General features: G+C 70.4%; 13 protein-coding genes. 9 read left to right on the forward strand and 4 right to left on the reverse strand.

Features of this window, described 5'->3' with window-relative positions:
* Window positions 1–101 precede the first annotated feature (101 nt).
* Both OG798_RS18555 and OG798_RS18560 read left to right on the forward strand, forming a co-directional pair.
* Window positions 102–902: a LysR family transcriptional regulator gene (locus tag OG798_RS18555; protein WP_267061580.1), complete on the forward strand. Its 801-nt coding sequence runs from the start codon at window positions 102–104 to the stop codon at window positions 900–902.
* A gap of 67 nt (window positions 903–969) precedes the next feature.
* Entirely contained in the window at window positions 970–1,830 is an 861-nt protein-coding gene (locus OG798_RS18560) for a helix-turn-helix transcriptional regulator (RefSeq protein ID WP_267061581.1), read from the forward strand.
* Between the two features lie 54 nt (window positions 1,831–1,884).
* Here OG798_RS18560 and OG798_RS18565 read toward each other — a convergent pair whose 3' ends face one another.
* From OG798_RS18565 to OG798_RS18580, 4 genes are all read right to left on the reverse strand, one after another.
* Complete coding sequence (locus OG798_RS18565; RefSeq protein WP_328757328.1) at window positions 1,885–3,570, reverse strand: SWIM zinc finger family protein; 1,686 nt, start codon at window positions 3,568–3,570, stop codon at window positions 1,885–1,887.
* Window positions 3,571–3,721: 151 nt separating this feature from the next.
* Window positions 3,722–4,018, reverse strand: coding sequence for a hypothetical protein (locus OG798_RS18570; RefSeq protein ID WP_328757330.1), 297 nt, complete (start codon window positions 4,016–4,018; stop codon window positions 3,722–3,724).
* A gap of 455 nt (window positions 4,019–4,473) precedes the next feature.
* Window positions 4,474–4,671, reverse strand: coding sequence for a DUF397 domain-containing protein (locus OG798_RS18575; protein ID WP_097226106.1), 198 nt, complete (start codon window positions 4,669–4,671; stop codon window positions 4,474–4,476).
* The gene (locus tag OG798_RS18580) at window positions 4,668–5,525 is read right to left on the reverse strand and encodes a helix-turn-helix domain-containing protein (RefSeq protein ID WP_328757331.1); all 858 of its coding nucleotides are present in this window, start codon (window positions 5,523–5,525) and stop codon (window positions 4,668–4,670) included. Before OG798_RS18580 ends, OG798_RS18575 begins: the two co-directional genes overlap by 4 nt.
* 141 nt (window positions 5,526–5,666) lie before the next feature.
* On the opposite strand from OG798_RS18580, the gene OG798_RS18585 reads away from it, so the two are divergent.
* From OG798_RS18585 to OG798_RS18615, 7 genes are all read left to right on the forward strand, one after another.
* Window positions 5,667–6,122, forward strand: coding sequence for an ATP-binding protein (locus tag OG798_RS18585; protein ID WP_328757332.1), 456 nt, complete (start codon window positions 5,667–5,669; stop codon window positions 6,120–6,122).
* Window positions 6,123–6,315: 193 nt separating this feature from the next.
* Entirely contained in the window at window positions 6,316–7,374 is a 1,059-nt protein-coding gene (locus OG798_RS18590; protein ID WP_443053787.1) for a lytic murein transglycosylase, read from the forward strand.
* A 54-nt stretch (window positions 7,375–7,428) separates the two neighbouring features.
* Window positions 7,429–8,481 carry an RNA polymerase sigma factor gene (locus OG798_RS18595; RefSeq protein WP_328757333.1) on the forward strand — a complete coding sequence of 351 codons (1,053 nt, stop codon included), beginning with the start codon at window positions 7,429–7,431 and terminating at the stop codon, window positions 8,479–8,481.
* Window positions 8,482–8,672: 191 nt separating this feature from the next.
* Entirely contained in the window at window positions 8,673–9,617 is a 945-nt protein-coding gene (locus OG798_RS18600) for an ABC transporter ATP-binding protein (protein WP_328760049.1), read from the forward strand.
* The gene (locus OG798_RS18605; RefSeq protein WP_097226103.1) at window positions 9,614–10,384 is read left to right on the forward strand and encodes an MlaE family ABC transporter permease; all 771 of its coding nucleotides are present in this window, start codon (window positions 9,614–9,616) and stop codon (window positions 10,382–10,384) included. Before OG798_RS18600 ends, OG798_RS18605 begins: the two co-directional genes overlap by 4 nt.
* 3 nt (window positions 10,385–10,387) lie before the next feature.
* Window positions 10,388–11,191 carry an MlaE family ABC transporter permease gene (locus OG798_RS18610; RefSeq protein ID WP_121416332.1) on the forward strand — a complete coding sequence of 268 codons (804 nt, stop codon included), beginning with the start codon at window positions 10,388–10,390 and terminating at the stop codon, window positions 11,189–11,191.
* 5 nt (window positions 11,192–11,196) lie between these two features.
* Window positions 11,197–12,441 (forward strand): MCE family protein, encoded by a 1,245-nt coding sequence (locus tag OG798_RS18615; RefSeq protein WP_095854985.1) that lies wholly within the window; start codon window positions 11,197–11,199, stop codon window positions 12,439–12,441.
* The last annotated feature ends 12 nt before the right edge of the window (window positions 12,442–12,453 follow it).

The following is a 12,453-nucleotide window of genomic DNA, read 5'->3' on the forward strand; positions in this document are numbered from 1 at the left end:
GGAACGGCGCACGGGCTGCCCGAACACCACACCCGGTCACTCTGCGCGCGCCGCACATCACGCGTCCAATACCTCTTCGGGCACATTGATACCCTCAGGGCATGGATCTGGACCTGCGCAAACTGCGGTACTTCACGGCCGTCGCGCAGCACGAGCACTTCGGCCGCGCCGCCGCGCAACTGCACATCGCACAGCCCGTACTGAGCCGTCAGATTCGCGCGCTGGAACAGGAGTTGGGCTGCGCGCTGCTGGTACGTACGACCCGCAGCGTGCGTCTGACCCCGGCCGGCCGGCAACTCTACGAAGACGCGCCGGGCGTACTCGCCGCGGCGCAGGCCGCCACCCGCCGGGTGCACGGCGCCGCCCGCGAGGACCGTCTGGTCGTCGGCTTCGCCCCCGGTCTGAGCGTCTCACCCGCGGTCCGCGCGTTCACCCGGACCCACCCCGACGTCGAGGTCGAACTGCTCCACCTGAACTGGTACGAGAAGGGCGAGGCGCTCCGGGACGGCCGGGCCGACGTCGGCTTCCTGCGCCACCCCTTCGACGCGGAGGGGATCCACACCATCCCGGTGGGCAGCGAACCGAAGGTCGTATGCCTCCCCACCACCCACCCCCTGGCGTCCCGCCGCCGCCTGACCCTGGCCGCCCTCGAAGGCGAGACGATCCTGGACTTCCAGGCACGCCGCACCGCGACGGTGGAGGAGAAACTCGAACTGGTCGCGGCCGGACGCGGCATAGCACTTCTGCCACGCAGCGTCGCCCGCTCCTACTCACGCCCCGACCTCGTGAACCGCCCGGTGACCGACGTCCCACCGACCGAGATCTGCCTAGCCGTACTCGAAGGCCGCCGCGACGGACACGTGAACGCCTTCCTGACCACGGCAGCACACGCACTCTCCTGACACCACTCCTGACGCCCCTCCGGGGTGAACCACCCAGGCTCCTGCGAAAGTTGCGAAAATAGGGGCCATGACGCGCAACGCATCCACCGAACTGGGCGAATTCCTCAGGGCCCGGCGCGCGGAGCTCACCCCCCGTTCCGTGGGGCTGCCCGGCGGGACCGTCCGGCGGGTGCCGGGCCTGCGCCGGGAGGAAGTGGCCATGCTGGCCGCGATCAGCACCGACCACTACACCCGCCTGGAACAGGGCCGCATCCAGGCGTCCGAGCCCGTCCTGGACGCCATCACCCGCGTCCTGGACCTGGACGAGGACCAGCGCGCGTACGTGTTCGAACTGGCCGGCAAGGAGCCCGCACGCCCGCGCCCGCAAGGCGTCCAGAAGGTCCAGCCACAGTTACGGCGGGTGCTCGACGACCTCGTCTCCATCCCCGCCATGGTCCTGGGCCGCCAGATGGACGTACTGGCCTGGAACCCCCTGGCCGCCGCCCTGGTGGGCGACTTCGCCCAGATCCCGGAAGAGATACGCAACTACGCCCGAATGGTCTTCTCCCCCGCCATGCGCAAGCTGTACGCGGACTGGGAGACCACGGCCCGCACAACGGTCGCCCAACTCCGCATGGAGGCCGCCCACAACGCCGGCTCCCCCCGCCTCACCACCCTCGTGAACGACCTCTCCGAGCAGGACCCCGACTTCCGCCGCTGGTGGTCCGCCCACCACGTGGCCGCCCGCACCACCGGCACCAAGACCCTCAACCATCCGATCGCCGGCACCCTCGTCCTCGAATGGGACACCCTCACCGCCAGCACCGACCCCGACCAACAACTCATCATCTGGACCGCCACCCCGGGCACGCCCACGCAGGAGGGGCTGCGGTTCCTCGCGTCCTGGGCGGCGGGGGGCCAGGAGGCCGACCGGGGCACCTCGGGTTGAAGCCACCCAGGGCCTGACGGGTGAGCTGGGGCGTGTGGCTGCCGCCGTCCCTGCTCACAGGCCGTGTTGTTCCATCAGGCGCATGAGGTTCCGCTTGCGTTTCTGGGTGGTGCGCAGGGCGGCGACATACGCGTTGAACTCGTCCGGTGTGCCCAGGCGGCGGTGGCAGTCGCGGATGCCGAGCAGCAGGCTGACGAGCTGCTCGTAGACCGCGTTGCCGGTCTGCCGCGTAAGCGGCTCGGCCAGGCGCAGGTAGACGCCGAGCGCGTCGGCGGGACGGGCTGCACAGGCCTGGTCGGCGAGTGTGAGCCACTGTCGGTCATGAGCACCTGCTTCGGTGGCGGCCTGCCAAGCGGCGTCGACATCCTTGTCGTCGAGCAGGGCGTCAACCAGGACGGGCCCGCCGTACCAGCCCCCGTGCCGCCGCCCCGCATCCTCGCTCAACAGCGCCAGCGCACCCACGCGTTCGGCTGGCCAGCAGTCAACGGCCCGCCCGACGGCGCGCAGTTGCTGGTAAGCGAGCAGGGAGCGCCGGGCGCCGAAGTGGTCGCGGCGCAGGCTGACGGCGTCGGAGAGCCGGGCCGCCCGCGCGTAGCGCTCACAGAGATCGTCGACGAGGGCGGTGTCGACGGCGCCGAGATCCCGGGCTTCCCGGATGCCGCGTTCCACCCAGAGCAGCGCCTCGTCGGAGCGTCCCGCCGTGTCCAGCTCGCGGGCGATGACCAGATGCGTGTGGCCGTTCGCCGCGAGGTCGGCCGCGTGCACGGCGATCACCGCGTCGACATCGCCTCCCGCCTTGGCCAGGCGCTCCATGAGGTACTTCTCCGCCCAGCCGGTGCGCTTGCGCCGCCACGCCCGGGTCGCCACCTCTCGCAGGACGTTCATACCTCCATCGCCGAGGACATCCGCGTAGTCGAGCGGATCGATATCGGTGATGCCGTCAACGTCGCCCAGCACGTGGCCGACCAGCCAGCGGGCCAGCTCCTCCGGGTCGGGGCGCGCCACACGGCACGCGTCGAGATGGGCGTCGGCGAGGGCCGCACCGACCTGCCCGAGCCCTCCGTCGGAGTCGTCGACGCTCTCCACCGCCTCGCCCAGCAGCCGCATCGCCTCCCGCGCCAGCGTGATCGCATCTGCGGCCCGCCCCGACCCGGTGAGCGCCCCGACCGCGGACACCGCCTGCCCGGCCTGGTCGGCGTAGGCGCGGGCATCGCTGTACTCGACATACCCGTACCGCGCGAACGGGCCGACGTCGAACAACTCACGGATGCGCTCCCGGACCGCGACGAGGTCCCCGCGCATACTCACGGCCCGCAGCTCCAGCCGACGCCGCAACTGCCGGTCCTCATCGACCTGTTCCCGCACCAGGGCAAGCAACTCGTCCTTGGAGAGGCCGGACAGCCAGAGGTCAAGGTCCCGCACACGGGTCCGGGCCGCCTCGCGCTGCCGCGGCAGGCTCGCCGACTGGGCGATCACGGTCAGACCGAGAGCGACCAGATGCTTGCAGAAGTGACCCTCCAGACCGTACGGGCAGTCACACTCACCACCGAGCCCGTCCGGCCCATCCAAGCTCAGCTCCACCTCGTACCGCTCCGTGCCATGGACGGTCGCGGTAACCCAGCCGTCACCGACCTCGACCCCGGACACCGCGTCGAGGTACCCGAGCCCGCGCTCGAAGGAACGGCCGCCGGCCAGCGTTTTGAGGTTCGCCTCGGTGAGGCTGCGCCTAGTTCCATCCACCCTGCCCAGGTTACGTACTTGATGTGCCGTCGGCTTAGAGATGGGCAGGACCACGAGCCCTCTGCGAGCGGAGCGCTGGCTGGTTGGGCACGTGTGGACTTCTCCCGCCTACGCAGAGCCCTGGCGCTGCGACGTAAAGGAAGCCCTAGCGTCACGCAGGTGCCACAACGACCAGCACCACTAGAGTCACCGCGTACATCACCAGAAGCGCCGACGGAAGCCAAGGCTGGGGCAGCCCTGCGCGCCGTGCCTCACGCGCCTTCTTCACGCACTCGAGCACCCCGATCAAGCCGCCCAGGAACGCGAGCAGATGCACATAGTGGCGCCAGCCCGAGTTATTGAGGACCGTCAGCGCGAAGGCGCCGCCGCCCGTCACCACAGTCGCCGAGAAGTACGCGGTGAACGGCACCTTTTCCGGCTTGTTCTTCTCAACTGCGCTGTCCGACACGGCCTATGCGCCCCCTTCGCTGTCGCGTCGTGCCTGGTGATCGTTGGTCAGTTGTCATAGACGTGACCGCGCAGCCCAGGGTTGCTCTACTCACTGCGACGGACCGATCGGCCGTTCCCTCTCCCTCTCCGGATACCGCCCAACTCTCCCGCGCCGGCTTCTCGTGCACCCGGCATATCTCTCAATCCACCACTCTCCCCAGCTCCCATCCCGTCTGCCGTCGGCCCACACACCGTGGAGCGGGCGTGGTTCATGGCGTCCAGGTGGAGCGCGCCACTGTACGAACGACCTGGACGCCATGGGCCGCGTCTGCTGGGCTCCGCCTGGGTTGATGGCGTACGGGATGGGAGCACCGCGCGCACGCCACTACGGACCCGCAGTCGGGAACGGCGCCCCCTCCATCCCGGTGCCGGCCGATCCCCCGCCAGAGCTCGTTCGTAGCCCCTAGTGGTGCGTCAGCGCCCTGCCGCGAAGTCCACGAACGCGGCCCACTCCGAGGGAAGGAAGGCGAGTTGAGCCCGGGCCGGTTCCTTGGAATCGCGGACGTGGACGATGCGGGAAGCTGCGGCGATCTCCAGGCACTCGCCGCCCTCCGCGCCGCTGTAGCTGCTCTTGAACCAGGCGAGTTCGGGCGAGGTTTCGTCAGTACTCATGGCTCTCCCAACAGTTCCTGCATCAAGGCGAGGGACTCACGCGGGGTAAGGGCCTGCCCACGAATGCTTCCGTAGCGCGCCGCCAGGATACGCACTTGCTCCGGGTCCGTGATCAACTGGCCGACGCCCTGCACCTCCAGGTAGGCAACCTGCTGCTTCCCCTTGGGCGTCAGCAGCACGAACGGTCCGTCCACCCCGGAGTTCTCCTCGCAGTCCAACGGCAGCACTTGCAGGGTGATGTTGCGCAGACAGCCAGACTTCAGCAGGTGCTCCAACTGACCTTGTCGCACCTTGCATCCGCCGAGCTTGCGCCGCAGTACAGATTCGTCGATGACGGCCGTCACCATGGGCAGCGGCCACCGCGTCAGGATCTCCTGGCGCGCGAGCCGAGAGACCACCCGCTGTTCGATGGTCTCCTCGGACAACAGCGGCTGTCGACCGTTCAGCGGGGTCCGGACGAAGTCCTCGGTCTGCAACAACCCAGGCGGCGCGAGGGTACTGAAGAAGTTGATCTCAACCGCGCTCGCCTCCAGCCGCGCATAGTCCCTGAACCAGGCCGGATGCCGAACCCTCGCCTTCGCTTTGGCGGCCTCCACGTCCTCGATCGTGGCCGTCAACAGCCCCCCGGCATCCAGCAGTTCATCCGCAGTCTCCAGGAACTCCCGCTGCGGCGTCCGCCTCCCCCGCTCCAGCGACGAGACCAGATCCTCGCTGTATCCGAGCCGGTCCCCCAGTTCCTTCTGCGTGAGCCCGGCCCGCTCCCGAAGTACCTTGACCTGCTTGCCGATCGCGCGGTTCAGGTCGCCGGCCTGCTCACCCTCGTCGTACGTCTCCTGCGGCTCCGTCATCGTCATCCCAACACCCGCCCTGCGATCCCGCACCCCACCAGGTCACGGCCGACAGCCCGTACCGGACACCTTCCGTACCCGTACGCGCACTCTGCGTACCGAAGGATTCCCTGGTCAGGGTAGAGCGAGGCGGCCACGCTCAGTGACATGAAGTCAGAAATCTCCACCCGGCATTTCACCCAACTGCTCAGCGCCACGCCTCGCGGCGCCCGCCTGGCGCGGCTGCTGGCTGTGCGGCAACTCGACGAGTGGGGATGGCCGCCCAGCTGCGAGGTGAGCGAGTCCGCCGCGCTGGTCGTCGCCGAGTTGGCGGCGAACGCGGTCACGCACGGGCAGGTGAAGGGGCGCGGCTTCCGGCTCACGCTCACCGTCGAGGCGCCGGACACGCTCCGTATCGAAGTGGCCGACCCGCGAGGCGATCGGCGGCCCCTGGCCCGTCGTACCGCGAGTTCCACCGACGAGACGGGGCGCGGGTTGCTCCTCGTCGACGCGCTGACGGCCCGGTGGGGCACTGAGCCATGGCCGCCGTCCGGCAAGGTCGTGTGGGCGGAGATCGGCCTTCCGGGTCAAGCCCTCGGCCGGGCCGCGCAACCACTGGCCTGACACCGCGAAGCCCTCGCGTCGGTACCCGCGCGTCCGCCGAGTCCTCGAGACCGCATCGCCCCGGCCGCTCGGGGAGATCTTGACGGACGCGCGTGCGGACCCCGTTTCCCGAAATCGCCCCTCTCCGTGCGACGGACCCGCCGCCCCGCCCCGTAGAGCAGACGACATCAGCTCACAGGGAGGGGAACGCGACGTGGCAGGGCACAGAGTCAGAGGCGCCAGGGGTACGGCGATCGCGGCGGTGGCCATGGCGGCGCTGACCGCGTCACAGGCGCCGGGGGCGGTCCCGGCACGGGCCTCCGTACCCCCGCGGCAGGCGCCCGAGGAGCAGGGGCCGAGCGTGTCGGGCGACACCCGGTACCGCACCGACCTCCCGCCGCTGCGGACCCAGGAACGCAAGGGCCAGGCGTCGGTGGCGGGCGCCGCGCTGCCGGCGAGCGTGTTCGCCGCCTACCGGCACGCCGAGGCGGAACTCGCACACACCGCGCCCGGCTGCCGGCTGCGGTGGCAGTTGCTGGCCGCTATCGGCCAGGTGGAGTCCGGGCAGGCGCGCGGCGGTCGGGTGACGGCGGACGGTACGACCGTGGCCCCCATCCTCGGGCCGCGGCTGGACGGCGGCGCCTTCGCCGTCATGCGGGACACCGACGGCGGCGCGTACGACGGGGACGCGACCTACGACCGGGCGGTCGGACCGATGCAGTTCATCCCGTCGACCTGGGCCCGCTGGGGCACGGACGGCAACGGCGACGGGCGGGCCGACCCGGACAACGTCTTCGACGCGGCGCTCGCCGCCGGGCGCTACCTGTGTGCGGGCGGACGGGACCTCTCCGACCCGGCCGAGCTGGACCGGGCGGTCCTCGGCTACAACCACTCGGAGGCGTATCTGCGCACGGTCAGGGCCTGGTACGCGTACTTCCTGGATGGGTACCGAGTGGCGCCGGACAGCTCCGCGAAGTCCCCGGCGCACCCGGAACCGTCGCGGCCGCCGTCCACGCCGAAGCCCTCGGCGACACCGTCCGCCCGTCCGAGCGCCGTCCCCTCCCCGACACCGTCCGCACATCCCTCGCCGACCCCCGGCACGTCCGGTCCGGCGGACGGGGCCACTCCGCCGGAGAAGCCCCAACTCCCCCCGCCCGGCGCGGACATCGAACTGCCCGGCGACGACCTGCTGCCCAGCGGCGGTCCGCTGACCAGTAACAGCGGGGACTCGACGGCCTCCGCCCCCTCCACAACCGCGACTACCGGGCGGTAATGTCACCACCCGCCGGACGGCACGGGACCGGCGGGTGAGCGCAAAGGGGCCCTCATGGCGACGGACATGCCGGACATGCCGGACATGCCTGCGGAGATACAGGCGGCCCACGACCGTTGGCAGCGCATGTGGAGCCACCGCGAGCAACTGCTCAAGGTGGCCCGGCGCAGGTCGATGAGCCCGGAGGACGCCGAGGACGCGGTGCACGAGGCCATGCTGCGCGCCGCGGAGCGCCCCGACCTGGACGACGAGCGCCTCGGCGGCTGGCTGACGACCGTGACCATGCGGCTGTGCGTCGATCGATATCGCCAGGTCAACCGTGAGGCCGAGGTACACCGCAGCCCCACGCTCACCGCGCCGGGTCCGGTGCCCGTCGAGGAGGCGGTGTGCGACCGGGCCGAGGCCAGGTGGCTGGCCGTGCGCAGCGGGGAGCTGCCCGGGCGCCAGGCCGAGGCGCTCCGGCTGAAGTCCGAGGGCCTCGACGTCGGACAGGTCGCCGTGCGCATGGGGCTGAGCTATCGCACCGTCGAGTCGCTGCTCGCCCGGGCCCGGCGCACGCTGCGCAACTCGCTGGCCGGAACGCTGGGCCTCGCCCTGTTCCTGTGGGGGCGCGGCAAGCTGCGCGCGGGCGGACACGCGCAGGCCGTGGCGGTGACCTCGACGGCCGCGACCCTGGTGGTGGCGGGGTTCGTGTTGCCGTACGTCCACGACGGGGACGGGCAGGGCACGGCTCCCCGACCCTCCGTGTCCCGCATGGCCCAGACGACCACGCCGACCGTCCGGCCCGACGGCGTCGACCGGGTGGCCGCCCCGAACGCCCGTGGTCTGTCGGCCGCCTCGGCGTCCCACGCGGCGACGCCGGCGGTGCCGCCCGGCGATGACGACCGGTCGTTGCTGCCTCTGTCGGTGCCACCGCTGCCGGACGCCTCGCTGTCACCAGTGCCGTCCGTCCCCGACGTCCCCGGCGTCTCGGACCTGCCGAGCGTGCCCGGCCTCCCCGATCTGTCGGCCACGTCCACGGTCCCGACGACGCCTCCGGCCCTCCCGGAGGCTCCCTCCACGTCCTCAGCCCCGGTCGACGTACCGACCCCGACCGCGCTGCCGTAGAACCGCCGGAAAGCTGTCGTAGAACCGCCGGAAAAAACTGCCGTAGAACCAGCGGAAACAACGCGGCCGTCGAGCCGCCGGAAACACGGCCGCAAGACCCCCGAAAAAAATCCGCCTCCGTCGCGACGGACGCCCGGCCCCTCCCCGTAGAGCAGATGTCGGAGCTGCTCCACGGCCGAAGGGTGGACCGGATGGGTGTCGAGATCTGTGTGGAAGGGCTGACCAAGTCCTTCGGTCACCAGGTCATCTGGCAGGACGTCTCGCTGACGCTGCCCGCCGGGGAGGTCTCGGTCATGCTCGGCCCCTCGGGCACGGGCAAGTCGGTGTTCCTCAAGACGCTCGTCGGACTGCTGAAGCCGGACCGGGGTTCCGTGAAGGTCGCGGGCCGGGACATCACCAAGCTGCGCGAGCACGAGTTGTACGAGGTGCGGAAGCTGTTCGGGGTGCTGTTCCAGGACGGCGCGCTGTTCGGCTCGATGAGCCTGTACGACAACATCGCTTTCCCGCTGCGCGAGCACACCCGCAAGTCCGAGAGCCAGATCCGGCGCATCGTGCTGGAGAAGATGGACATGGTCGGGCTGATCGGCTCGGAGGGGAAGCTGCCCGGCGAGATCTCCGGTGGGATGCGCAAACGGGCCGGGCTGGCACGAGCGCTGGTCCTCGATCCGGAGATCATCCTGTTCGACGAACCGGACTCGGGCCTTGACCCGGTGCGCGTCGCGTACCTCAACCAGCTCATCGTCGACCTCAACGCGCAGATCAACGCGACATTCCTGATCGTCACGCACGACATCGCCTCGGCCCGCCAGGTGCCGGACAACATCGGGCTGTTGTTCCGCCGTGAGCTGGTCATGTTCGGGCCCCGTGAGGAGCTGCTGACCAGCGACGAGCCCGTCGTACGGCAGTTTCTGAACGGCCGGATGCAGGGGCCGATCGGGATGGCGGAGGAGAAGGACGCCGCGCAGGTCGAACAGGAGCTGGCGCGGCTCGGCGACGCGGACCGGAAACCCCGCCACGTCGGCAACGACATGACGCCACGCCTGATGCCGGGCCCCGGCATCGCCCGTCCGCCCCGCTGGGAGGCGATCGCGAGACGCGAGGCCGAGCTGCACCGGAAGGCGGTGACCAGCGCATGAGACTGTCACCCACCGGGGCGCTGAGGCACTCGGGGAACCTCTTCGCGATGGCACTGGACGTCGTCCGGACCATCCCCCGACGGCCCTTCCAGGCCCGGGAGTTCATCCAGCAGGCCTGGTTCGTCGCGAGCGTCACCATCCTGCCGACGGCCCTGGTGTCCATCCCCTTCGGCGCGGTCATCGCGCTGCAGATCGGCAGCCTGACCCGGCAACTCGGCGCCCAGTCCTTCTCCGGGGCCGCCTCGGTCCTCGCGGTGCTGCGGGAGGCCTCGCCGATCGTCACCGCGCTGCTGATCGCGGGCGCCGGCGGCACGGCGATCTGCGCGGATCTCGGGGCGCGGAAGATCCGCGAGGAGATCGACGCGATGCAGGTGCTGGGCATCGACCCCATCCACCGGCTGGTCGTCCCGCGGGTCCTGGCGTCGATGGTGGTGGCTGTGCTGCTCAACGGCCTGGTGTCGGTGGTGGGCGTCGCGGGCGGCTACTTCTTCAACGTCGTCCTGCAGAACGGCACGCCGGGCGCGTATCTCGCTTCCTTCACCACGCTCGCCCAGCTCTCCGACCTGTGGGCGGCCGAGATCAAGGCGCTGGTGTTCGGGGCGATCGCCGCGATCGTCGCCTCGTACAAGGGACTCAACGCGAAGGGCGGCCCGAAGGGCGTGGGCGACGCGGTGAACCAGTCGGTGGTGATCACCTTCATGTTGCTGTTCGTGACGAACTTCGTGATGACCGCCGTGTACTTCCAAGTCGTTCCGCAGAGGGGCTGAGTCATGGCGCTGCTGAACCGTCTGGAGGAACTGGGCAGCCAGCTGTCCTTCTACGGCCGCTCGTTGGCGTGGACGGGCCGCACCGTACGCCGCTACAAGAAGGAGATCCTGCGGCTGCTCGCCGAGGTGAGCTTCGGACGCGGCGCCCTCGCCGTCGTGGGCGGCACGGTCGGCGTCATCGCCTTCCTGTCGTTCTTCACCGGCACGGAGGTGGGCCTCCAGGGCTACGCCGCGCTCAACCAGCTCGGCACCTCGAACTTCGTGGCGTTCCTCTCTGCGTACTTCAACACCCGGGAGATCGCGCCACTGGTGGCGGGGCTCGCGCTGTCCGCGACGGTGGGCGCCGGGTTCACGGCGCAGCTGGGCGCGATGCGGATCAGCGAGGAGACGGACGCCCTCGAAGTCATGGGCGTGCCCTCGCTGCCGTTCCTGGTGACCACCCGGATGATCGCCGGTTTCGTCGCGGTGATCCCGCTGTACGTGGTCGGGCTGCTCTCCTCGTACTTTGCCGCCCGCACCATCACCACCGGCTACTACGGGCAGTCGGCGGGCACCTACGACCACTACTTCCAGCAGTACCTGCCACCGGTCGACGTGCTGTGGTCCTTCGGGAAGGTGCTCGTCTTCGCCGTCCTGATCATCCTCGTGCACTGCTTCTACGGCTACTACGCGAGCGGCGGCCCGGCCGGCGTCGGCATCGCCGTGGGCCGCGCCGTGCGCACCTCGATCGTCGCGATCAACGTCCTGGACTTCTTCCTGTCGCTCGCGATCTGGGGCGCCAACACGACCGTACGGATTGCGGGGTGAGCCGTATGAGAGTGCTGAGACTGCGGTTGTACGGCGTCGTGTTCCTCGCCGTGCTCGCGCTGCTGCTGTCCCTGTCCGTCGCCGTGTACCAGCAGGTGTTCACCCCGGCCGTACGGATCGAGCTGGAAGCGGACAGCATCGGCAACCAGCTCGATCCCCGCGCCGACGTCAAGCTGCGCGGGCTGCTGGTCGGCGAGGTGCGCGCGGTTCACGCCGACGGGACGAAGGCGACGCTCGACATCGCGCTCAAGCCGGAGTACGTCGCGTCCATCCCGTCCGACGTGCACGCACGCCTGCTGCCCAAGACCCTGTTCGGCGAGAAGTACGTCGACCTGGTCGCGCCCGCGCGCTCTGCGCATTCATCAGCTCGGCCCATCCGCGCCGGGGATGTCATCACCCAGGACCGCACCCGCGTCGGCATCGAGCTCCAGCAGCTGATGAACGACCTGCTGCCGCTGCTGCGGACCGTGCAGCCCGGCAAGCTCAACGCCACGCTCTCCGCGTTCGCCACCGCCCTCGAGGGGCGCGGCGACCGGATCGGCGACAACCTCACGCGTGTGGAGGACTATCTGCACCGGCTCAATCCGCACCTGCCGTCCCTCACCGAGGACTTCGCGCGGCTGGCCGACGTCGCCAAGGTGTACGGCGACGCGGCTCCCGACCTGATGGAGATCCTGCGCAACACCGTCACCACCAGCCGCACCCTGGTCGAGCAGCGGGACCGGCTCGCGTCCGCGCTCACCACGACGGCCACCGCCGCGGGCACCGCGGACGGCTTCCTCGACGCGAACGGCGACCGGCTGATCACCCTGGGCCGGGTCTCCCGCCCCACGCTCGACCTCTTCGCCCGCTACTCACCCGAGTACCCGTGCCTCTTTGCCGGCCTGGTGCGCGAGGAGCAGGCATCCGAGCAGGCTTTCCGGGGCGGCAAGATGCACATCACGCTCGAAGTCGTCCGCCAGCAGGGGGCGTACGAACCCGGCGAGTATCCGCGCTACGGGGATCGGTCGGGCCCCAACTGCCGCGACCTGCCCCATCCGCCGGTGCCCGCGCCCGGGGTCCACCTCGACGACGGTTCGGCGAAGGGCGGTTCGTCCGGCCCGGCCGGCGTCTCCGCCACCCGGACCGAGCAGCGCGCCGTCGGCTCGCTCGTCGCGCCCGTCATGGGCGTGCCCGCCGACGAGGTACCGCCGGTCGCGACGCTGCTGTTCGGACCGATGGCGCGCGGGACGGCGGTGAGCGTCGCATGAGGATCACGAGGA

Source organism: Streptomyces sp. NBC_00271, from assembly GCF_036178845.1.
Taxonomy (GTDB): Bacteria; Actinomycetota; Actinomycetes; order Streptomycetales; family Streptomycetaceae; genus Streptomyces.